Origin of the sequence: Enterococcus florum, assembly GCF_004309355.1 — a bacterium.
Classification (GTDB): domain Bacteria; phylum Bacillota; class Bacilli; order Lactobacillales; family Enterococcaceae; genus Enterococcus_A; species Enterococcus_A florum.
In genome coordinates this window covers 38,747-62,339 of the sequence record NZ_BJCC01000007.1, presented here as the reverse complement: position 1 = coordinate 62,339, position 23,593 = coordinate 38,747, and the positions used below count along the sequence as shown (strand labels likewise).

The window sequence follows — 23,593 nt, the reverse complement described above, 5'->3', positions numbered from 1 at the left end:
GCTCTTTGCTCTATCATGGGCATCTTTTATGGGACGGCTTCCAAGTCCAGTGCAAAGCGGTTGGTGGTTCTGAAGGTTTCAGTTTTCGAGTTGAACAATTGGCGAGAGGGATGTTTCTCTTTTTTTGCTAGTTTGATTGTCAAACAGCATTCGATATCGGCCGATGTCTATAAGGTAAAGCCTTTTGGAAAAAGTTAAAGTACTCCGTTTGGTCAAAATGACGGCTCCTTTGCAATAGTGAAAACCAAAAGGCTGATAAACAGGCTTCTGAATTCAGAAGATACAGACATCGACAAAAACGAAAGTTCAAGGAAAGTCTTAACTTGAGAAAAGAGTTCAAAAAAACGGCCTCTTTTGTGAAAGCCGTCTGCTGCATTTGTGATTATTGATATTCCTGATAATAAAAGATTGCCAGCTGTGTTCGATCCCGTACCTGACACTTATCCAGCAATTGGCTAATGTAATTGCGAACTGTTCCTTCGCTTAAAAACAGGCTTTGAGCAATCTCTTTATTGTTTTTTCCATTAGCAACAGCCAGAAGGATCGCCTCTTCTCGTTCGGAAAGCTCGATGCACTTGGGCTTTTCTGAGCTGCTTGACGGCTGGTGGATGAATTCGTTCAGCTTGCCGACGATCTCGGTCCCAAAGACAGACTGTCCATTACTGACGGCACGAATCGCTGGCACGATCGCGGAAAGATTTTGCTTGATCAAATAGCCCTTGACGCCTAATTCCAGTGCCTCACGAATGTAATCATCGTCAGAAAAGGTTGTCAGCAGAAGAATCACCGCATCCGGTACCTGCCGAAGTATCTCTTTGGCAGCTTGAATTCCAGTACTTTCTCCCATACGAATATCGGACAATAGCACATCTGGCCGTTCCTGCAAAAAAAGCGAAACTGCTTCGGAAGCTGAGTGTCCGGTTCCGGTGACCGTGATCTCCTCACTGGCTTCTAAGATCGTTTTTAACGATTCGGTCACTAGTCGATCATCATCGACGATCACGACACGTATCATGTGACTCCTCCTTTGGCAAAATTAGATTGATTTGAAAGCCTTTCGCGCTGTGGGAAATGTGCAGTTGGCCATTGATTTTTTGAGAGCGTTGCCGCATGCTGGCCAAACCGATCCCGTTGGAAAAGCCTTTTGATTGTGTGGTTGTTTTTCCGTTATCGATGATTTTCAGCCGGTAAAAAGCAGGCAGTTCATCAAAAATCAGTCGTACCTGTGTGGCTTGGCTGTGCTTCATCACATTTGAGAGCGCCTCTTTGATAATGGCGGCGATCATGGTTTCCTGTTCACTCGTCAGCTGCTGTGGGATCTGTCCTTCGACAAGGATCGGGCAAAATTGAAACTCTTCGATCATTAGCTGGACGGCTTTTTCGAGTTTTAGAGAATCACTGTGCAGACCATGAACACTCTTGCGAATGTTGTCCATTCCGGCGTGGACCGTGACCTTTAACTGCTCCAATAATTTTTGTACAGTCATATCCTGATTGACCGCTTCAATGGCACCTAATTGGATTAACGCACTGGAGAGCAGATGACCAACATTGTCGTGAATGTCTCTGGCGATTCGGTTGCGCTCCTCCGCAACCTGCAAATCCAAAAAGTTTTCCCGTGTTCGTACCAGCTCCGCATTTTGTTCCTTTAGCAGTTCCTGCTTTTCCCAGCTGTCGTCCTTCAAATCCAACAGATCTTTATTCAACTGGAACATCAACCGATCCTTCAGACACAAGTAGATGGCGGCGATGGAGAGGCTGAATAGGATTGTTTTTAAAGAAACAGAAAGCTCTTGAAAGAAAAAAGCCAGTAAAAAAATAAAAACGATCTGTTCATACGGCTTTTTCTCCCGATAAAAGATTCGCAGCATTGCAGGGAGAAAGAAGAAAAATTTCATCCAGATCATACTTGAGAAAAATTGCAGCAAAAAGCTGGTCCAAGTGCCTATCTGAGCAGGCAGGAACAAAATAGGGGCTAAAAACAGCAAGCTCATCAAGACATAAAAAACATCCTGCGCAGCAAAGCTATTTTCCGATAAAAATAGGGCGCCTAACAGCAATAAAAAGGCATAATCAAACCAATAGGAAGTATGTTTCATGGTACACTCCTAAATATGTGACATTTGTCATGTTCGTTTTAGTAAAAACTCACTTATTTGACATTTCTTTTTCCATTATAGTCATGGTAAGAAGAAAAAGAAAAGAGGATTTTGCCATGATGATCGAAATTGAAAACTTAGTGAAACGCTACGGTGATTTTATTGCCTTGAATCATTTGAACCTACAGGTAAAGAAGGGGGAAGTTTTAGGGCTTTTAGGACCAAACGGCAGCGGTAAGTCAACGACGATGAACTGTATCTTATCACTTTTAGCCTATGATCGCGGAAGCATCAAGCTGTTCGGGGAGGAGATGACCCCGGAAAAATACCATCTAAAACAAAAAATCGGTGTCGTGCCCCAAGAGATCGCCGTTTTCGAAGAACTGACGGTAAGAGACAATATCGATTATTATTGCGGCTTATACATCAGCGATAAAAGTCAGCGAAGAGACCATGTCGAAGAAGTAATCGAAATGGTCGGTTTGGAAGAATTTTGCAAGTTCTACCCAAAACAGCTGAGCGGTGGATTGAAACGGCGTTTGAATATTGCTTGCGGAATCGTCCACAAGCCTGAACTGATTTTCCTTGATGAGCCGACGGTCGCGGTCGATCCGCAAAGCCGCAACAAGATCTTGGAAAGCATCAGGGAGTTAAATCAGCGAGGCGCTACGATTGTTTATACCACACACTACATGGAAGAAGTTGAGCTGCTGTGCAACCACATCGTGATCATCGATCAAGGGCAGGTAATCGCAGAAGGAAGCAAAGAGCAGCTGAAAAACATGGTCCGTTCCAATGAAAAAATCGTGATGGAAGTACCTAATTTAACGCAAAAGCATTTGCAGGAGATCAGTGAGATCGAGGGGATTTTGGAGCTCAACTACAATGAGATCCATTTGGTGGTTTATACCCAAGAGCTGCGGCAATCGATGCTGCCGCTGTTGACTTACTTTGAAATGAAGTCGATTCCTTTCGCGGATCTGCAGACGCAAGAAGCGACGCTGAATGACGTCTTTTTGGAAATCACTGGGAAAGAATTGAGAGATTAGGGGGAAGAAACATGTTTTGGCGTTTATTTATTTACCGAGTCAAAGTACTGCTGAGAAATCGTGTGACGCTCTTCTGGACCTTTGCTTTTCCGATTGTATTAGGTCTGCTGTTTAATTTGGCTTTCAGTTCTTTGGATGAAGCGGGGCAGTTAGAAACCACTTCTGTTGGGATCATTTCTAAAAATAATGAAAAAACTGAAGCCTTTGAAAAGGTGCTTCACTCCATTAAAAAAGATGGAAAATCAATTTATCAAAGCAAGCGGATGAATCAAAATCAGGCTGCTGCTCAATTGGCGGAGGACAAAATCGCCGGCTATTATCAAATCGACGACGAGGATGTCTCTATGTCGGTCAGCCAAAGTGGTGTTCCTCAGACGATCATGAAAGAATTTTTGAACCAATATGTGCAACGAACGGCGGAAGTGGAAACCCTGCTGACCTCTGGTGCCATTCAGCCGCAGGATCTTTCGGCGGATATGTTTGTGGAAGAAGATTTTGTGGAAGAGGTCCATGTCAGTGAAAATTACAGTATCAAATCCTTTTACTTCTTTACACTTGTCGGCATGAGTATTATGTACGGCTTCATGTGGGGCTTGAAAAATGCCAATGACCAGCAGGCCAATCAGTCGTCAAACGGCATTCGTTTATCCCTGATTCCCAAGAGCAAGCTGACAGTCTCGAGCGCAAACATGTTAGCTACCTTGCTGGTCTTCTATGTGCTGAACATGATAATTTTGGCGGTCTATCGTTTTGTTTATCAAGTGGATTTTGGGGATCGCTGGAGCTATATCTGTTTAGTCTATTTCTTGGGCTGCTTGGCCACTATCTCACTAGGTACACTGATCGGAAATGCTTTTTCCAAACTGACCTATCAGCAAAAATTATCCATTGGCCTTTCTGTTTCCATGGCGATGAGCTTCTTTGCGGGGATGATGGGCTCGCAAACGGTCAAATACTGGATCGATCAACATTTACCGCTTCTCGGTAGGGTCAATATTGTTAATGTGATCAGCGACAGTATGTATCAGCTGTTCTATTATGAATCCTTAAAGCCCTTTTACCAAAATCTGATCTGGCTTTCTGGATTTGCGATCGTTTTTATTCTTGTAAATGTCTTTTTTGAAAGGAAGGTTCAGTATGACAGTCTATAATGCCATTTTGCAAATTTTAAAGCGCAACAAAGGAACTCTGCTGCTGGGTTTGATCATCATGACCATTATTACTTTCTTTTATTCAGGTGCTTTAAAAGATTCAACGAATGAACTTGAAGGAGCAAAGGTTGCGGTCTTTGATCAAGATGACACTGCCATCAGCCAAGGACTGATCAAGCAATTAAAAGGTCAGCATGAGCTGGTCAACTTAGAGGATTCTTCACAAAAAGGCTTGGACGATGCCTTGTATTTTAACCAGGTCGATTATATTCTGACAATTCCTAAGGACTTTGCGAAAACACTGGAACAAGGCGAGCTGGCAAAGGTTGAAACCCAGACCAAACCAGGAACTTTTACTAAGATGCTGGTCAACACGACCATTAACCATTACTTGAATACGTATTTGACCTATCAGAAAGAAATGCCGCACTTGTCATCTGCAGAATTGCTGAATCAAACGGCAGAGACTGTCGAAGAAAAAGGCACTGTCCATTTTGATCAAACCTATCATCAAAAGAGAAAACAGATTGCCAAAGGACGGATTTTTGATCTCTTGGCTTATGGGTTGTTTATGACTGTTTTCAGCGGATATGCTGTCATTAACTTGGCCTTTAATCGCGAGCACATTCGTAAACGAAACAGCTGTGCACCGGTTTCTCGTCGAAAATTGTCCCGCTATTTGTCAATTGGCAGTTTGGTGTACTCTTTCTTTTGCTTAATTATATTCACTGTCTTTTTGCTGGTGATCACAAAGAGCGGCTTTGATCAGCTTACCGGCTACTTTTTGCTTAATATTTTGGCCTTCTTTTGCGTCATGGTGGCCTTCTCCATTGCTGCCACCAGCTTAGTAAAATCAGAGGAAGCGATCAGCGGGATCAACAACGTCTTTATCATGGGCAGCTGCTTTGTTGGGGGGATCTTCGTTCCAGCAGAGCTGATGCCGGATATCGTTAATAAGATTGCCTCCTTCACACCAACCTACTGGTTTGCCCAAAACAACGCTCTGATTGGGAAAACAGTGGAATTCAATCAGTCTTTCAAAGATCAATTCCTTCAGCAAACCCTGATCCTGCTGTCTTTTGCAGCTGTCTTTATCGTCCTTCATTTGATTACCATGAAAGAAAAAGGCGGACTGAAAACCTTTTCGAAAAAAGAGACTGTGGTTCTAGAGAAATAAGAAAAGAGCCGAAGCGGAGGCTTCGGCTCTTTTTAGTAAGTCTCAAATATTTTGGGCAAAACTTCATCAATAGCAAAAAGCTCCTCTCGGGACAAGCTTTTGCCGTCCTTGCGCCAAATAGTGACTCGTCTTTGTTTTTTTTCAAGAAAATAATCACCGGAGACGTAGTTAGCATGAGGATTATTTGCCAGTGTTCGAATAAATATCGTCCGCAGCTCACTCAATGATAACTGATTTTCTCCTTGCATCAAAAAGGGAGATTCGTAAAAGTAGTGTCTTTGATTTTCAGAAACGGTACCGCGCATCTAATGACCTCCTTGAAAAATTCAACTTAATCTTCGAAATAAATAGTTTGCTTCTCACCAAAAAAAATCGGCAGCAGTTCGCTGAGTGTGCCGGCAAGCGCTTGCCCCTTCAATGCTTCCTTAGAAACCCAAAACAGGTTCGGATCAGAGACCTCTGTTGAAGGCGTGACAGCCCGAAAGAGCAAAGCCAGTTCACGAGTGTCCCTTTCTAAGTGGTTCCATTCGGCTGTTCCCATCAGCTGTGGGGTAATCGTCAGACCTGTTTCTTCTTCGATTTCTCGAATCGCAGCGGCCTCAAGTCCCTCGTTGGGTTCCACATGCCCGCCTGGAAACGTCCAGCCCGGCCAATCCTGCTTTTGTCGATCCTGTACAAGGATGTTTCCTTTGGTGTTTTCAATCATCACCATCATGGTTAACTCGATTGCTAATTCGCGCGCCAACTTCCTCACCTCCCTTTGATTATAACAGGAATAAGCGGGAATAGTACGCACATTTTTTTCGATAATGGTATACTAGAAATTGGAATAAAGGAGGGGTATTTTTGGAGAAAAAAGAAGAACAGCTTTTGATTGATCTGACTTCTGCACGCGGAATCGCTGGAAATGAAGAGGAAGTTCGGGAGGTTTTTAAGTCCTATGCCAGTGGCTTTGCCGATGATATCTTTTTTGACGGCTTAGGCAGTGTGATTGCAAAGCAAGGGGCCGGAGGCGGACCAAAAGTTTACATCTCAGGTCACCTAGATGAAGTGGGCTTCATGGTTACTAAGATCACCGAAAAAGGCTTTATAGAATTTCAGACGATCGGCGGCTGGTGGAATCAGGTCATGCTGGCTCAGCAGGTCGAGATCAAAACGATGGATGGAAACATTATCCATGGTGTGATTGGTTCTAAGCCGCCGCACGTATTAACTCCTGAGGCACGCAAAAAGCCTTTTGAGATCAAGGACATGTTTATCGATATTGGGGCATCCAGTCAAGAAGAAGTCAAAGAGTGGGGTATCCGCCCGGGTGATATGGTCACGCCTTATTCAGAGTATCGGCGAATGAACGGCAGTAAATTCTTGTTAGCAAAAGCTTGGGACAATCGAATCGGGACCGCCGTTTCGTTGCGCGTGCTGGAAAATCTGTCAAAACGGGAGCATCATAACGTATTGTTTGCAGGAAGCGACGTGCAAGAAGAAGTAGGCTTGAGAGGCGCGCGAACCAGTGCGCACATGGTCAATCCCGATGTTGCCTTTGCACTGGATACAGGAACTGCTGGTGATACCCCGGGAATGACACCTAAAGAAGCTGATTCCGTGCTGGGAAAGGGACCACAGATCCTAATTTTTGATGCTTCGATGATTCCTCACAAACGACTGTTGAATTTTGTCATTAAAATCGCTGAAGAATTGGAGATTCCTTTCCAATACACCGTGATTGCTGGGGGCGGCACCGATGCTGGACAAATGCACTTGACCCGAGATGGCGTTCCTTCACTGGCCATCACCGTGCCTGTACGTTATCTGCATTCCCACAGCACGATCATTCATGAGGAGGACTACTTGAACACCGTCCGTTTGGTTACCGAAGTAGTGGCTCGATTGGATAATGAAGCTTTAGCAGAAATCAAAAATTATTAATAGAACACGCCTTCCTCTTTGCTCGGCTGTTTGGCCAGTGCTTCTAGAAAGTAAGAGGAAGGGCAGACCGTTTAAAACGAGTATGTAAATAGGAGTGAAAAAAATGAGAATTGGTGAGTACAAAGAAATTGCAAAGGAACGTCTAAGGGGACAATGGGGAATCAACGTTGGAATGATCTTCTTAAATTCTCTGCTGGTAATGGCTATTGGCCGCGTCAGTGAAATGTTGAACCAAGGATTTGTTCAAGGAGTTATTGCTTTATTATTGAATGTATTTATTATCTTTGCTTTCGGATTCGCGATGTATTATGTGGCTTTGTTTGTCGTTCGTGGCGGACGGGCAGATATTGGACAACTCTTTGTCGTCTTTCAACAAAAGTATTATGTGCCGATGTTGGTGATCAATATCGTGTCTACGATCGTTCAATATCTGGTTGGTCTGGTGATCTTTATCCCGGTGATTTTACAAGGAGGGCTGGCAGTTTACTTTGCATTTGTGATTGGCAGTGGGGCCAATAGTGCTCAACTGCTGCCTTTGTTGGGAACTGCTGGTTTTGCTTTGCTGTTCTTAGCGACGTTTGCGATCTTCTTGCTGGTAACCTCGATTATTAGCGGACTCTTTCGTTTTGCCGTGTATCTGAAATTTGACTACCCGGAACTGGCACCAATGGAATGTATCAAAAAAGCTTGGGATATGATCAAGGATCGTTGGGGACAATTCATTTTGCTTCAGCTTTCTTTCATCGGCTGGTATATCGTGGGAGCGTTATTGTTAGTAGTCGGACTTCTCTGGGCGGTTGCCTATGCAAATACGGCGAATGCCGCTTTTTATGATGAAGCATTGAAGGAAAAAGCAGAGCTTATTTAAGAAGGGACTGACTTTTTTGAACTTAACAGTTTTAGGTTGTCTGGGTGCGTACCCTTACGATGGACAAGGGACGACGAGCTATTTGCTGCAAAGCAACGGCTTTAATCTGCTGCTGGATGCTGGCAGTGCAACATTGGTAGAATTGGAAAAAGAACTGGACCCGTTGGAGCTGGACGCAGTCATCTTGACACATTATCACCACGACCATATCGCAGATTTAGGGGTGCTGCAATACTATTGGCAATTATATCCGACCAAAACACCGAAGCCAGTGCTGCCGATCTATGGTCATACCGAAGACGCATTTCATTTCAGTGACCTGACGATGGAGGGGGTTACCGAAGGGCATGCGTATTTTGAGGCAGAAGAGTTGAAGCTGGGACCGTTTCTTGTTACCTTTATGAAAACGATCCACCCGGTCCCATGTTTTGCGATGCGTTTTGTTGAGGAAGCGACTGGATCAGTCTTTGTGTTTACCGGAGATTCAGGATACTTGGAAGACTTCACCGAGTTTGCCAAAGGAGCGGATCTTTTCTTAGCCGACACTTATCTATTCAACGGCAATGAACGACACAAAGCGCATTTCACAGCACAAGAAGCTGGGACGTTGGCTAAAGAGGCGGGTGTGAAGAAGTTAGTTCTAACACATCTTCCGCAGCAGGGGGATCTAGAGCTATTGCGTCAACAGGCCCAAGCCGTTAGTGGTAAGATACCAGTGGAATTGGCCGAACCGCATAAAAAATTTGTCCTATAGGAGCTGATTAGATGCTTTACGTACCAAATGACAACCAACGTGATCCACGGATCAACTTAGCCATCGAAACCTATTTATTAAGAGAAATGCCGTTAGATGAACCGATTCTATTGTTTTATATTAATGAGCCGTCGATTATTATTGGTCGAAATCAAAATACGATCGAAGAAATCAATAAAGAATATGTCGATGCACATGGCATCAAGGTCGTTCGCCGATTGAGCGGTGGCGGGGCTGTCTACCACGATGAAGGCAATTTAAATTTTAGCTTTATTATGCCTGATGATGGCAATTCCTTCCGCGATTTCAAAAAAGTGACGGAGCCGATCGTCGAAGCGCTGCAAAAGCTGGGTGTTGCCGATGCGGAGCTAAAGGGTCGTAATGACCTGGTTATCGAGGACAAGAAGTTTTCTGGGAATGCCATGTATTCGACCAATGGGCGGATGTTTGCTCATGGGACGCTGATGTTTGACAGCGACATTGATGAGGTCGTAAACGCACTGAAGGTGAAGAAGGACAAAATCGAATCCAAAGGCATTAAATCGATTCGTTCCCGGGTAACGAATATCAAACCTTACCTCTCCGAACAGAAACAAGCCATGACCACAGAAGAATTCCGCGAGGCGATCCTGCTGCAGATTTTTGGTGTGGACAGTGTTGAGGAGGTCAAAACCCATGAGCTCAATGAGGAAGACTGGCAGGCTATCAATGCCATTTCTGACGAATACTACCGCAATTGGGATTGGAATTTTGGTCATTCTCCAGCATTTGATTTAGAACGTCAGCAACGTTTCCCAATCGGATCGATCGAGATTCGCTTGAATGTTGCTGAAGGAATAATCAAAGAAGTGAAGATCTTTGGGGACTTCTTTGGGTTAGGGGAGATTGAGGATGTTGAAAAAGCGCTGACTGGCACGCAATACAGCAAAGAAGAATTAGCTAAGGTCATCGACACCATCGACATCAGCCACTATTTTGGAAATATAACAAAAGATGATTTATTATCACTGGTTTACTAAAATTCTTTTTTTTAAAAACGAATATAAACAACAGATAATAAAACTCTCGTGCATGTTGCAGAGCCATCGAAAAAGGTTAATAATAAGAAAATCCGTTGCGGGTAATGATTGTTGCCAATCCTATCCACGGCGGATTTTCTGTTTCCTAGCGAAAAATCGCTACAGATTCTATTCAAAGGGCATGCAATCTCTGCCTGCTAAAAACCAACAAAATGACTATGCTCGTCAGTTGATTAAACGCAGCGACGCTGACGGGACCAGTGGAAGACGTCATTGGTGATAAGGACTTATACAGAAAAAATCTGAAACTGACAGCTGAAAAAGAGAGACTGCTTTTCTCAAAATTGAATCCGATTACTTTCAATCGCCCACGTGAATAGGATGTAAGCTGGTTCAATACCATCACTAGCATGATATGCTCCAAGGGACATACACGCTCTTCACCACCAATGTCAAACGAACGATCCGATTAGAAGATGAAAAATGAAGAAGTGAAGAACAATCCCTATCAAGTAATTGCTCACAGTCAACCTACACATAATCAAAATACATTTAGCTCAGAAAATCTTTCGGGTAAAGGCATCATCATTACAAAGGCGCTGGTGAGTACAGACTTATGCGTTCACTAGACGAAATGAATACTGGAATAGAGTTTTTACAGCAGATAATCCGAAATTCAAAGTCACTTGTTAAGCGGATGGAGAGATGGTGCTGGCTGAGGAATTGTTCCAAGAGACAATCAACAATCAATTGACTGCTGAGCCTTTACTCTTCACAGGAAGACTGATTTTGATATTAGGAATTGCTGCAGGAGGACTGTATTGCATTTCAAGATAGAAGGAAGAGAACAAAGTTTTAAAGATAAGAGCATTGCAAAGAGAGAGTTCCTTCTATTGCAATGTTTTTTCGTGTAAAAAGAATCACGGAGGCTATTTTTTTTTGCAGAATTTGAAAAAAAGTATAGTTGACATTCTTCATTTAGGCTTTGATTTTTAAATAGAATAGGTGAGAGCCTTTTCGCTTTATAATAGTGATGTTCTTTTTGGAGGTCAAAAAAAATATTTACTCCCCTAACCATAACTAATATTAACGATTTCTATTCATATAAACCTCATTTTAAATAACTTAGCAAATCTAAATTAATATATAGGTAGATTATATAAAAAAACACATATCGAAAAGTTTTCAGCATTTTTTTTTACTGGAAAATGTCAAATTCAAAAAGAAAAAAATTGTTTTTGATTCATGAAAAATGAGTTTTCAATGAAATAATGCTTTGCCACGGGCACCCATATCATCTTTTTGCCCTTTCAACCGTTGATTTATAAGCTTTTTTATAAAACGAGGAATAATTTATTTTATTTGAAAATAATTCAATAATTTTACTTAGTTATAAAGATATAGGGAATTCGTTTTGTTTATATAATTTAAATTTTTTTGTAAAATAACATTTGTAAAAAGTGGAAAGCGATGTTTAAAAGCATTTTTTTTATTAATAAAAAATTAAAATAACTAATTTAAAAAATGATGCCAAATGGATTAAAAAACTAAAATTATTTAAACTGATATCGCTAGGGGGAATTTAGATAGGAAGTGAGGTAGGAGTTATGAAATGAAAGAAACTGAGATTGTTGATGGTTCTTACGATGCTGCTTTCATTAATTTTGGAGGTATTGCCTCTTGGAATGCAAGCTATTGCTGAAACAACAAAAACAGTTTTGATTGATGAAGATTTCTTGTCCGTCTCATATGAGATGGAAGCAACGGGAAAAGAAAATGTCTTTCGAATAAAGTACCAGCATGATGCACAAGAAGAAAATCATCAGCAACGTCTGAAACTCCAAATTTTAGACGAAGATGGGAACGTCATTGATTATCCGACCACTAGTGGAATGGAGGTGGAAGATGGTTGGTTCATTGAAAAATCTTTTACACCCTCAGCAAAAAAAGAATTTTCAATCACCATTCCGAAATCGCAAAAAAGGCTTCAACTGTTTGTCGAAATGGACGAACAAGTATCTAACGGCCAAAAATCCAGTAAAAAGACAACAAATCAAAATATCTTAGGACTGGGAGAATCATTTTGGCTGGAAGTTCCAACTGATTTAACAAAGAGTTCCGAAGAACCCGCAAAAAAAAGCTCTTCGGCAAAAAGTACGAAAGCCTCAAAGGCAGCCAGCTCAAGAGACGCTTCAACATTAAGTACGATCTACACTGCGAAGATCCCGGAATACACTGAGGATACTACAGGGAAATATCCCAAACATCCTTGGGTTCCGGAAAATCAAACCAATGTGATCAATCACCAAGGTGGACAAAGCACAGAAACGAACTGGGATGGTGTAACACAATGGGATGTGGCTAATGATGATAACACTAAATCATACATCCATTACGGAAATAAGCAAAATCCCAACTTGTCTATGCGGGCACTGGCTAAACAAACAGATGTGAAAAACGAATTTGATGTTCAAATGAATGTTCGCGGACATCTGAATTACGAGCCCGGTGTTGATATTGTCTTTCTATTGGATAATTCAAAGTCAATGGATAGTGCGAGTGGAACAGGCGGTAATAGAAAAGCGAATGCTGTGAAGGCGATGGGGGACTTAGTTGAACAAATCTCGAAGCTTCACGTTCCAAGCACGAATAATATTCGAGTAGGAGCAACAATTTTCTCAGACTTCATGCCAAGCAGCGACAATAAAAACTTTGCTGTTTCGGGAAATCCGGATGACTGGAAAGATATGGTTGCCCAATACGGTTCTACAGCACCAGAAGGTGGTACCTTTACCGAACGTGGACTGGCTGAAGCAAACGATCTTTTCGAAAGTGCAGGTAATAGAAAGAAACTATTATTTGTCTTAACCGATGGAGTTCCGACGTATAGTTGGGAAGGATTGTCTGCCGTACAGGATTCCGACATGTATTATGACCAAACCTATATCACTGATTCAAGAGATAAAGATGGCTCAGGCAATTATCTAGGCTACCATTCAGGTTACATTTCTGGAGCAGGCCCTGGTTCGACAACCCAATTTGCTGCCTCTCAACCGAGATCAGTTGATGGACATCCGTTAACGAGTCATATTACTACTACGAATTCACGTGCAAAGCGTATTAAAGCTGAAGGAGTAGAAATTCATTCACTTGCGTTCAACATTGCACCTCTGCCGAGTTATGAGCCGATAGAACACTCGATTCCTGATTTGCTTCGGGGACTATACAAGATGTCTTCTAAAAAAGCAAATGCGACAGGTGATACTGAGGATGATTATTTCTTCTATAACGCGGGTGATAGTACCGAACTAGGTGACTACATCACAAACTGGTATGACATTATCAGCCGGACCGTTGACCAAGGAGAAATCATCAACCAACTAGGTGACATGTACGAAGTGGTTGGCAACCCAACTGTTCAACAGGTAAAAGCTGGAGAAGCTGGTTGGGGAAATACGATTCCAAACGGAGACCTTCCAAAAGCAAGTAAAACCAATAACGATCGTACCATCGAAGTCAAAGATATCAATCTTTCGGCTGGGCAAGAGATTCAGGTGAACTATAAAGTCCGTTTGAAGACGACCCAATTAGGCTTCAAGTCTGAACATTGGTATCCGATTCATAAATCATCGACTTTGGCGCCAATTCCTCAGCGAACACAAGATATATTGCCGTTTGGTATTCCTTCGGCTCGGGCATCAATCAAAGACTTTGTGATTCCTGTTCGAATCGATTGGGATGATTCGCGAAACGCTGCTGAAGATTTCTGGAAACTGCGACCATCAAGTGCCAAGATCATCTTGCAGGAGCAAGATGACAACGGGACGACATGGAGTACGATCGAGGAAATTGAGCTAACAGAAAATGGCAATTGGAGTGGAAGTTTCCCTCCTGTGATGAGTGGACCAAATTACACCTATCGGATTGTGCAGCAAGTAGGCAGTGAGGAAAGAGTGTTAGGGTATGCGAAACCGACATATTCGAACAACACGAACAATTCCTTCAAACCTGACAGCCTTGTATCGAATACACCGATCGTTATTACGAATACGTTGATGACGACAAACTATTCGTTCAAGAAATTCAAACATGACGGAACACCGTTTACTGGAACAGATAAGCCTAAATTTACGATTACACGAACTTCTGGGACACAAGATGTAGTTGTTGAGACAGGTATCGAACCAGAAGCGGACGGCACTGTCACTGTGACTGGCTTACCAGTAGGCACGTACAAAGTCGAAGAGACGCACGTTCCATCTGGATACGCAAAAATGACCAATTTCAACATTGAGGTCAAAGAAAATTCAGGTGGTACAGCTGTCGAGGCATCTGTACAAGGTCAGTCTGGGTCGCATGAAGTCATTAATAGGATCGCCGACTTTGAACTGAAGGTGGACAAAATCGATGAACGTGGCAAAGCACTGAACGGAGCCTCTTTCCGATTAACCGGACCAAATGGCTACGATCAAACCAAAACGTCAGGTTCAACCTTTACTTTTACCGGACTGAAACCAGGAGTGTATCAACTGGAAGAAACAGTGACACCAACTGGGTTTGTCGGTCTGGACAAGAAAATTGCAATCACGATTGCGGAAGACGGAACAGTCACGATTGAATCAAATCCGCTTGTGACAGGTTCTGGCGGAGCAACCAGTGCGGGCAATAAAATTGATTTAAAAGTAAAGAATGCGATGGGTAAAGTTCTTCCGAGCACTGGTGGTTCGGGCGTTCAGAAACTAATGCTTATTTCATTATCTTGTCTAGCTGTCGGAGGCAGCTTGGGAGCAGGGTACTTATTCTTAAACAAAAGGAGGGGCTCACGATGAAAAAGATCAAACTTTTCCTTGCGGTCCTTCTAACCTTTCTAATTGCAGGTATTACAGCTTCACCCGCTCAAGCAATTGAGGATACTACGGTGGAGGTTCTGATACACACAAAAATAGAAGGAGGAGAAAAAGTACAAGGAACGGAAGACATTACGTTTATGCTCTATGACATCACGTCATGGTGCAAAGCGAATAACTTTTCCGAAAAAGCTGCCAAAGAATTCTTACTAGATAAGTTTTCGAAGACAGGGGAAATGCAGGAATTTCTTGAATCGGAAGACCTTGAGGCGTTGAATGAAACACCAATCGGTGTAGATGCACAAGGGGTAGCGAAAACAACTGTTGATCGCTATCAAAACGATCAAGAAGCGGCGTATTTGATCTTAGCAAGCGGCGAAACAGGCAACTACCGCTTTTTACCAGTGGTACTGTTTCCAGCACAGCTTCACACCATGGATACAATGGTTGACAGCAGTGAGCAGCTAATGGTCTACGGCAAGTACCTAGAGATCGAAGAACCAGCACCATCAGAGCCGACACCATCATCGGAAGAAGAGCCGCGTACAAGTTTGCCGCGGACACAAGGGGTTACTGAAGGAACAACGACTCGAAAAACTTTGCCTCAAACCAATGACGTGGTAACAAACTACCTCGCAATCGGCGGTTTGCTTTTAATCCTTGGGATCTTAGGGCTCAGGAACAATACTAAAAAAATCAGGGGGAACGAATAATGAAACGCAAATTAATGACAATGTTAGCGGCAGCAGCATGTATTGTGCCGTTAGCAACAGGGCTGTTTGGATTGGGTAGCACCGCTTCAGCAGCAGAAGAAGTGAATGTAACACTACACAAAAAGAAAATGGATCAACTTCCATCTGAATCAATCAAGAACACGGGTAAGGTTTCAAGTGCCTTTGATCAATATCAGGGACTACCTGATGTAGAATTCACGCCTTGGGATGTTACAGAAGATTTTTATGATGAATTAGCTTTGACAGGAAACGAAACAAATGATCAAGCTAAGGCAAAAACTGAAGCTTTGATGAAAACATATAAGCTTAATAAAGCTAATGCTACTCAAGCTGCACCAACTGCTAAGACGGATGCTAATGGAAATGTAACATTTAGCGGATTGGAAAAGCGTGCTGCTGATGGAACATACAAAGTTTATTACTTTGAAGAAGCTATTCCAAATGGTTATGAAGGCGACAGATTTCCAACAATCTTAGTATTGCCAGTAATGGACGGTTCTAATGAAATCGTGGATATCCATTTGTATCCGAAAAATAGATCGACTGACAAACCTGGACCAGAAAAGGAATTGGTTGATGAAAATGGGAATCCATTACCAACTCTACCAACAGGCGAAAACAACTATGTATTTGAAGTTGGTAAAGTAATCAACTACAAAGCATCATTCAACTTCCCAAGCCAAATCGGTGATATCTTAACTGACGGAGCGACGGGTGAACAAATGACTCGTTACAACAAATTTGCATTTGTCGATAGAGTATCAAAAACAGGTGTGAAATTTGAGGGCATTAAGAAAATTACGATTAACGGAACTGAATTAACTGGTGCTGCATTGGCTGAGTTTAACAACCATACAACATTGACTCAGTATGGTGTGACAGCTCCTTACAGTGACGCAGCTGGATTTACTTTGGCAGCGAACTTAAACGCTGGTAAAAGCACTGATACACCTTCAACTGATTTCACTACATCAAAAGCAACTGCAGATTACTTGAAGCAATTTGCAGGACAAAAGATCGAAATCACTTATGCAATTTCATTAACTGACTACACAGAAGTAGACACAGAAGTGAAAAATAACTTGGGAATCGAAATGACACATGACGGTGACCAAGAAGACAACAGAACAACACCAAACCCTCCTCCAGGAGTAAGAACTGGTGGACGTAAGTTCAAAAAACACGAGTCTGGCAATGAAGCACAAGGTTTAGGCGGAGCAGAATTTGTCGTTGTTAAAAAAGAGGGCGCATCAGAAACATTCTTGAAAAAAGATGCAGCTGGAAACCCAACTTGGGTAGCCAATAAAGCAGATGCGGACGTATTAACTTCTGCAAATGATGGCGCATTTGAAGTAACTGGCTTGGCTAAAGGCACTTACTACTTGCGTGAAACAAAAGCTCCAAACGGATTCTTGTTATTAGACGATGATTTTGAATTTACAGTTACTGAAGGTTCTTATACAGAAACTTCTGCGTTGTCTAAAGTACCAAACGTTTCTTCAGGCGGATTCCTACCATCAACTGGTGGAATGGGTATCATTGCCTTCCTAGTTGTAGGTATTGCATTGATGGCAGCAGCTGTTATTAAATACCGCAACATCAGAGAAGAAGCAATCTAAAACAACTATAAAAAATAGATGATGGGAATTTTCCCGTCATCTATTTTTTTAGATTCGAATAATCAAACAGTCTTCCAGCTGTTCATAGTGACCGCACCTCTTTTGGATCAGAGTGGTGAGGTGATGGAAGTACAGACGAACATCGGACTCAACTGGATGATCCAGCAGGTCTTTTTCGTAATGAGCCGAATGACTTTCGATGGTCCACTCCCCGTTTCTTTGCCTGATTACCACATGAACAGGGAATGGCATCTGCTTGCTGAGCTGCCATAGCTTTTCAAGCAGGTGAACCAACAGCAGCAGCTGTTCTTCTTCGAGCGCCTTGGAAGATTCTTCCAATTGCAGCTGATAGGTGAATGGGACGGTCAATGCTTCAAATTTCTTTTGATAATCGTGGTGTAATTCTTCCAGTATTTCTGAAACAGAATAGTTACGATTATCCAGTAGTTCCTGATAGCCAGCAGCAATGGCTTCCGGTTCTTTTTTTATTTCTATTAATCGTTTATGTGTGCGAATATACGTGCAATCTTCCCAATAATGGTAGCTGAATAATACGATTGCCAGACAAGTAAAAACAATCATTGGCCAATCGATGGTCAAGTTGGCAGCACCAATAAACAATTGAATGTAGAAAAAGCAATGAATAATCGCTGCAGTAATAATTCCTGGCGAACAAATGATAAAAAAGTGATTCTCATCTGACGCCTCTAATAAGGAGATCAAGGCTGTGTAAAGTGTGTTGAAGACATGGAACCCTACCGCAAGATTTAATACAGCAGGGATCGGTGTCCGCATGAAAACAACACAAGCCAAATTAATAAGAACGATCAAATAACCGATCAGCATCATCGGAAAATACCAGCGGAAATAGCGTTTTGTCCGCAGCAGGTAATAGCTAGTTAAAAAAGTCGGTATCAGCAACAACGACAAATTGTACAAGGTTGATGGCAATTCAGGGTTTACATGTGCCATCATTGAAGGCGGTGTGCTGGATAATGCATGTATGCCGATCGAAAAGATAAATGCGATCAGCGAACCACTCATAACTTTACGTCTCTTCGAACTCGTTTGACGTCGTTTCAAGCATATGAGGATGACTCCTGAAAAACAGATGCTCAATAGCAAAAGCACCCTCTGAGGCAAGGTATGAATACGCAGGAAGCGCTGGATCGCCTCTTGACTGCCGATAAATACCTGTGCAGGGATTCCAGAATAAAACGAATAAGGACTTGTTGTGACGATCCTTAAAGTATTGTCGTTGAAGTGGCTGGGGAGCTTGACCGAGGTGAATAAAAAACCGGGTCTTTGCTCTTTGGCTGTTGGCTGGTATTCGTAGATCAATTGATTATCGACGAACACTGAAATCCATTGATGATTGGTTCGCAGTGCTAAAGTTGTGATTTCAGACGCAGTCGTCAAATTCTTTTGCATGATCAGCGGTTCTTCCGCTTGGATCGTGGCCATTCGTTTTTTAGTGGAACCAATTAATTGCTGGTCGGTTCGATTTTTTTCAGAAAACAGCCAATCCTGTTCAAGGACCTGCACCGCCGATACCGGATGAAGCAAATTTGTCCAAATGATAGTAATTGAAAGAATGATTAAAATAACTGTTGTGATGATAACAGTGATGGCTTTCCAGTGAACGAATAAAAAGGAGGTCGGTTGTTTATTTTCAGTAAGCATTAAAAGATTCTCTCGCTTTCAGATAAATCTATATTTTTTAGTATTCTTTGATAATCCTAACACATCAATGAAAAATAAGGAATGTTATTTGTGATCAATATGATAAAACTGGTTGGTAATTGATTGTTTAACCAAATATGTTATCATAATATTTAAAGAAATAAATCATTTTTCCGAAGGAGTCTGTGGCAGGGTGAAAAGAAAAATAACGTTTATTATGGGTATATCTATTTTGTTCATGTTCTTTTTATCAGCGTTGACGATCGTTGTTCCGCGTGTTTTTAATGTTAGTCCGTATATCATTGGAGACGATCACATGGCTCCTGAGTATAGAAAGAACGGGTTGGTTTTCGTCAGGAAGCAATCCCGTGATATTCGGAAGGGTGATCTGATCACCTATTATGAAAATCAAGGAAAAGCCATCAAAACCAGAAGAGTGCTTACGGCAGACAATCAGCTTGGCGGGTATTTTGTCAAAGGAGATCAGATGCTGCAAGCAGAGATGGGTGTCATTCATGCCCGAAACATTATCGGTGAGCCCGCGTTTTACGTTCCGTATTTGGGTATTTTGATGAATGACTACTATATGAATATCATCAAACTCCTCCTGCTGCTGTCATCTGTTTTTTTGACCTTGGCAACATTGTTTTCCCAGCAGGACTACCATCGAAACGTGTTTTTAGAATAAAGTTCGTTTGAAGCCGTCTCTTCATTGTGATACGATTCGATCAGAGATGAGACCGAAAGGAGCAGACAATGAAAGTAAGTGAATTGTTGAAGATCAAGTATCCGATTTTTCAAGGAGCGATGGCTCAAATCTCCACACATCAGCTGGCCGGAGCTGTATCCAAAGCAGGCGGGTTAGGTATCATTGCCTCGAATGGATTGACACCAGAAGGATTACGGGACGAAATTCACGCGCTGCGCCGAATGACCGAGAAACCGTTTGGTGTGAATCTGATGCTTTTGATGAAGAACTGCCAAGAATTTGTCGAAGTCATCGTGGACGAAAAGGTGCCCATCGTTACCACGGGAGCAGGAACGCCGAAACGGTTTATGGCACAATTCAAGGAAGCAGGCATCAAAGTCATTCCAGTGGTCCCGAATGCTTCGATTGCGCGCAAAATGGAAGAAATCGGTTGTGATGCAGTCATCGTAGAAGGAGTAGAGTCAGGAGGCCATATCGGGAATGTCTCGACACTGGTTCTGTTACAAAAGGTGCTGCAGACAGTTTCGATTCCAGTGATCGCTGCGGGTGGAATTGCTGCACCGAACGGCATGGCAGCTGCGTTAGCGGCAGGAGCATCTGGAGTTCAGTGCGGGACCATATTTCTGGCAGCGAAAGAGTGTCCAGTTTCTCAAACGTACAAGGAAAAAATCCTGCAGGCGAGAGAAACGGATACGGTGGTGATCGGCTCAACCTACAAACGACCATTGCGAGTTGTGGCTAATAAAATGACGAATGAATATGTTGAACTAGAACGTCAGCAGGCCGCAGATGATGTCTTACAAACAAGAGTTAGCAAATCGTTCAGCGCGATTAAAAAAGGCGATGCTGATTTTGGAGCGGTGATCGCTGGTCAGAGTGCGGGATTGGTCGATGAGGTCAGAAGTGCACAGGAGATCCTAGAGTGGTTGTATGAAGGTGCAGTGGAGCTGGTGAGGCAGGCTGTGGAGAATTTGTAAGAAAGAACGGTCAGCTGATTTTAATAAGCTGACCGTTCTTTCCATTCTTGTTTTTGAAGTGCCAGAAGGGATTCGAACCCGCGATTGCCCACTTAAAAGGTACATGAAAAAATATATCTAGACGCTTTAAAGTGGAGCAGAGCAGCCTTATATCAACGATAAGTAGTATTTTATCGAGTCACAGAAATGGAAGTTTATGGTAGCAAATTGACTAACAAATCAATCAAATGTCATCCCCCAGTATCTAACTACGGGGAGTAAATACTAAATTCATAACCTTAATATCACTAGGAATTATGAAATGATCGTGTTTTTCGATAAAGTGTAGAATGAGGGAAATTTCCCATTAAGAATTTCTTGTAATTACTCCTAAAAAAGTTTCGAAGCAAGTAGGTTTAATTAGCATGAATTCACTACAACTAGCTTTAAAAATCTTTATTGTGATTGTACATTAACAGAAAGCAAGTAAGAAAGACGTTCGAAAAAGAACGTCGCTATTTCAAAATGTTGAAAAACTAAATCGACTCTCTGATAATCAATTCCGTTCGGAGATCATTAATCGGTTCAGAAAGGTCCTTGTTCTCGATCTTTGAGATCAGCATATTGGTCGCGCATTCTCCCATCTTGTGGATCGGCTGTTGGATTGTCGTAATTTGTGGATAGGTGATCGAAGCGATTGGCTGATCATCAAATCCTAAAACGGCTAAATCATTGGGGACAGTAATTTGAAATTTCCGCGCTTCACTTATGATACCAGCAGCAACTTCATCGCCATTAGAGAAGACCGCCGTTGGCCTATCTGCCAATTGAGCGTACCGCTCAACAAAGCTCCGCCCCCCTTCGATCCCCAAAACATCGTCAAAAAACCATTCTTCTTTAAATTCTAGTCCATGGGTGGCCAGCGCCTTCAGAAAGCCCTTGAAGCGATGGTCGTGAGGGTTCATGATATTTCCGGTACAAAAGGCAATTTTTTTATGTCCTTTTTCTATCAGATATTCTGTTCCCATGAAGCTGGCTGCAGCTTCATCAATTTGAATCACCGGCAATTTTTCATCGCCAATGTAGCGATTACAAAGGACGATTTTACCATCGTCCATCAGATCGATTACTTCTTTGGTGGCGGTTTCTAAATTGGTGATAATGATGCCGTCTAATTGCTTTTTCTTGATCATCTCAATATAAAACTTTTCCAGCTGCTGATTGCCTCGTGTTTGCATCACGACTAGATGATAGCCTTGATCCAAGGCTGTTGTCTCGATCGCATCGACTAGATAGGCGAAAAAGGGATTGGTGATATAAGAAATGATGACCCCGATCATTTTTGAGCCTTTCCCGCGTAGTTGCTGGGCGACATTATTAGGGTAATAATTCAAATCTTCCATCGCCTTGAATATTTTATTTTTCGTTTTAGCAGAAACATACGGATGATCATTCAAAGCCCGTGAAACGGTGGTGACCGATACGCGTGCTTTTTTTGCTACATCTTCTATACTAGGCATAATCTTTTCTCCTTGTTTGATAAAATAAACCTATTTCTATTATAGACTAAAAAGTTGATATAGCAACAAAAATGGATATGAAATCGTTACACATATTTTTTATGAAAACGATTGACATATGAAAACGATTGACATATAATCGACTCAGATAAAGAAAGCGAATACTTTTTGTATCAAATCCTGCTTAGGGAACCAAATATTTTAAATGAGGAGACGTTTTTATGAAGAAAAAAGTATTATGGTTGGTTTCATTGCTATGTGTTTCAGGAATGTTGGGAGCTTGTGGAGGTTCAAACGAGGATAAGGCTTCTAGCAAAGATAATAAGGAACCTTTGAAAATGTGGGTTGGTTTGAATCAAGCAGACACCTATCGCAAATTAGCAAAAGAATTCGAAAAGAAAAATGATGTAAAAGTAGAAGTAATTGAGATTGAAGAAGCTGATGACGGATTATTAAAAGATGGGGAAGCTGCTGCAGATGTGATTCGTTTGCCTCACGATCAACTTGGACAATTAGTTGAAGCGGGTTCTGTCTATGAAAATGAAAAGTACGAGGATGAAATCAAAAAGACGGATATTCCAATGGCGATCGAGGCAGCAAGTTATGAAGATACAATGTATGGGTATCCAGCCAGTGCGGATGCTATGTTCTTGTATTACGACAAACGCGTCTATAACGAAGACGATTTAGCAACATTAGACAGTTTAACAAAAAAAGGAAAAGTTGGCTTGAATATCGCAGAAGCTGGTGCCGACTATCGATTGACTCCGTGGTTTATTGCTAATGGTGCGTCACTATACGGAGAAAAGGGTGACGATGTTGATGGCTCGACGTTGAACAATGAAGCGGGGCTAAATGTACTGAAATGGGTCGGAAAAGCAAAAGAAAACGAGAATATTGTTGCGGTGAATTCTGATGAGATCAGTGCATTACAAGAAGGAAAAATTTCTGCCTTGTTCAGTGGCGTGTGGAATGCTCAAAACGTTAAAGATATTTTAGGCGAAAACATGGGTACAGCTGTTTATCCTAAAGCGGACTTTGGCAATGGACAAGTAAATTTAAAAGCATTCAGTGGTGTGCCGATCTTTGTAGTCAATGCAGCGACTAAAAATCCTGGCAAAGCGATGGATCTCGCACGGTTCGTAACAAATGAGGAAGCGCAATTAGAGGTTTTTAAAGGAATTAGCACCGTACCTAGTAACAAGGCTGCTCGTGAAAGCGATGAGATTCAAAGCGATCAAATCGCTAAAACAGTTTCTGTGGCAACAACCGATGAGCACTCAGTTTTGATGCCTAAATTACCAGAAATGAAGAACTTCTGGCCAAATATGAATGCTTTGTTAGTAGATACCTATGACGGCAAAGTGACAGAAGCGGATATGCAGAAAAAACTAGATACACTTGTGAAAGATATTTCTAAACCTGTAAAAGAATAATTATCTAATATTGAGGAAGGTAGCAGGCTACCTTCCTTTAATCTAA

The 23,593-nt window shown here is 42.0% G+C and carries 19 protein-coding genes; 13 read left to right on the top strand and 6 right to left on the bottom strand.

Features of this window, described 5'->3' with window-relative positions; all coding sequences use genetic code 11:
- Positions 1–382: 382 nt before the first annotated feature.
- Both NRIC_RS03795 and NRIC_RS03790 read right to left on the bottom strand, forming a co-directional pair.
- Complete coding sequence (locus NRIC_RS03795; protein WP_146621376.1) at positions 383–1,015, bottom strand: response regulator transcription factor; 633 nt, start codon at positions 1,013–1,015, stop codon at positions 383–385.
- Positions 990–2,099 (bottom strand): sensor histidine kinase, encoded by a 1,110-nt coding sequence (locus NRIC_RS03790; RefSeq protein WP_146621375.1) that lies wholly within the window; start codon positions 2,097–2,099, stop codon positions 990–992. The genes NRIC_RS03795 and NRIC_RS03790 overlap by 26 nt, the downstream gene beginning before the upstream one ends.
- Before the next feature lie 116 nt (positions 2,100–2,215).
- Between NRIC_RS03790 and NRIC_RS03785 the strand changes: the two genes are divergently transcribed.
- The 3 genes from NRIC_RS03785 to NRIC_RS03775 are packed head-to-tail and all read left to right on the top strand — an operon-like array spanning position 2,216 to position 5,476.
- Positions 2,216–3,148 (top strand): ABC transporter ATP-binding protein, encoded by a 933-nt coding sequence (locus tag NRIC_RS03785; RefSeq protein WP_146621374.1) that lies wholly within the window; start codon positions 2,216–2,218, stop codon positions 3,146–3,148.
- An 11-nt stretch (positions 3,149–3,159) separates the two neighbouring features.
- Complete coding sequence (locus tag NRIC_RS03780; RefSeq protein ID WP_146621373.1) at positions 3,160–4,299, top strand: ABC transporter permease; 1,140 nt, start codon at positions 3,160–3,162, stop codon at positions 4,297–4,299.
- Positions 4,286–5,476, top strand: coding sequence for an ABC transporter permease (locus NRIC_RS03775; RefSeq protein ID WP_146621372.1), 1,191 nt, complete (start codon positions 4,286–4,288; stop codon positions 5,474–5,476). Before NRIC_RS03780 ends, NRIC_RS03775 begins: the two co-directional genes overlap by 14 nt.
- 32 nt (positions 5,477–5,508) lie before the next feature.
- Here the strand turns inward: NRIC_RS03775 and NRIC_RS03770 are convergent, their stop codons facing one another.
- Positions 5,509–5,781, bottom strand: a complete 273-nt coding sequence (locus NRIC_RS03770; protein ID WP_146621371.1) for a hypothetical protein — start codon at positions 5,779–5,781, stop codon at positions 5,509–5,511.
- A 26-nt stretch (positions 5,782–5,807) separates the two neighbouring features.
- Positions 5,808–6,221 (bottom strand): NUDIX domain-containing protein, encoded by a 414-nt coding sequence (locus tag NRIC_RS03765; RefSeq protein WP_146621370.1) that lies wholly within the window; start codon positions 6,219–6,221, stop codon positions 5,808–5,810.
- 101 nt (positions 6,222–6,322) lie between these two features.
- Between NRIC_RS03765 and NRIC_RS03760 the strand changes: the two genes are divergently transcribed.
- The 7 genes from NRIC_RS03760 (at position 6,323) to NRIC_RS03730 (ending at position 17,243) form a co-directional block, all read left to right on the top strand.
- Entirely contained in the window at positions 6,323–7,402 is a 1,080-nt protein-coding gene (locus NRIC_RS03760; protein WP_146621369.1) for a M42 family metallopeptidase, read from the top strand.
- Between the two features lie 103 nt (positions 7,403–7,505).
- Entirely contained in the window at positions 7,506–8,270 is a 765-nt protein-coding gene (locus tag NRIC_RS03755) for a DUF975 family protein (RefSeq protein WP_146621368.1), read from the top strand.
- A gap of 16 nt (positions 8,271–8,286) precedes the next feature.
- Positions 8,287–9,024 (top strand): MBL fold metallo-hydrolase, encoded by a 738-nt coding sequence (locus NRIC_RS03750; RefSeq protein ID WP_146621367.1) that lies wholly within the window; start codon positions 8,287–8,289, stop codon positions 9,022–9,024.
- Between the two features lie 11 nt (positions 9,025–9,035).
- Positions 9,036–10,043, top strand: a complete 1,008-nt coding sequence (gene lplA, locus NRIC_RS03745) for a lipoate--protein ligase (protein ID WP_146621366.1) — start codon at positions 9,036–9,038, stop codon at positions 10,041–10,043.
- Positions 10,044–11,689: 1,646 nt separating this feature from the next.
- Positions 11,690–14,872, top strand: a complete 3,183-nt coding sequence (locus tag NRIC_RS03740; RefSeq protein WP_175579987.1) for a VWA domain-containing protein — start codon at positions 11,690–11,692, stop codon at positions 14,870–14,872.
- Positions 14,869–15,603 (top strand): LPXTG cell wall anchor domain-containing protein, encoded by a 735-nt coding sequence (locus NRIC_RS03735; protein ID WP_146621364.1) that lies wholly within the window; start codon positions 14,869–14,871, stop codon positions 15,601–15,603. Before NRIC_RS03740 ends, NRIC_RS03735 begins: the two co-directional genes overlap by 4 nt.
- Positions 15,603–17,243: a SpaH/EbpB family LPXTG-anchored major pilin gene (locus tag NRIC_RS03730; RefSeq protein WP_146621363.1), complete on the top strand. Its 1,641-nt coding sequence runs from the start codon at positions 15,603–15,605 to the stop codon at positions 17,241–17,243. Before NRIC_RS03735 ends, NRIC_RS03730 begins: the two co-directional genes overlap by 1 nt.
- Before the next feature lie 48 nt (positions 17,244–17,291).
- On the opposite strand, the gene NRIC_RS03725 is transcribed toward NRIC_RS03730, so the two are convergent.
- The gene (locus tag NRIC_RS03725; protein WP_146621362.1) at positions 17,292–18,926 is read right to left on the bottom strand and encodes a hypothetical protein; all 1,635 of its coding nucleotides are present in this window, start codon (positions 18,924–18,926) and stop codon (positions 17,292–17,294) included.
- Between the two features lie 193 nt (positions 18,927–19,119).
- On the opposite strand from NRIC_RS03725, the gene NRIC_RS03720 reads away from it, so the two are divergent.
- Positions 19,120–19,614: a S24/S26 family peptidase gene (locus tag NRIC_RS03720; RefSeq protein ID WP_227873730.1), complete on the top strand. Its 495-nt coding sequence runs from the start codon at positions 19,120–19,122 to the stop codon at positions 19,612–19,614.
- A 68-nt stretch (positions 19,615–19,682) separates the two neighbouring features.
- A complete protein-coding gene (locus NRIC_RS03715) occupies positions 19,683–20,612 on the top strand; it encodes a nitronate monooxygenase (protein ID WP_146621361.1) in 930 nt (309 codons plus the stop codon).
- Positions 20,613–21,127: 515 nt separating this feature from the next.
- On the opposite strand, the gene NRIC_RS03710 is transcribed toward NRIC_RS03715, so the two are convergent.
- Entirely contained in the window at positions 21,128–22,111 is a 984-nt protein-coding gene (locus NRIC_RS03710) for a LacI family DNA-binding transcriptional regulator (RefSeq protein WP_146621360.1), read from the bottom strand.
- Positions 22,112–22,332: 221 nt separating this feature from the next.
- Here NRIC_RS03710 and NRIC_RS03705 point away from each other — a divergent pair, with 221 nt between their 5' ends.
- Complete coding sequence (locus NRIC_RS03705) at positions 22,333–23,547, top strand: extracellular solute-binding protein (RefSeq protein ID WP_146621359.1); 1,215 nt, start codon at positions 22,333–22,335, stop codon at positions 23,545–23,547.
- The last annotated feature ends 46 nt before the right edge of the window (positions 23,548–23,593 follow it).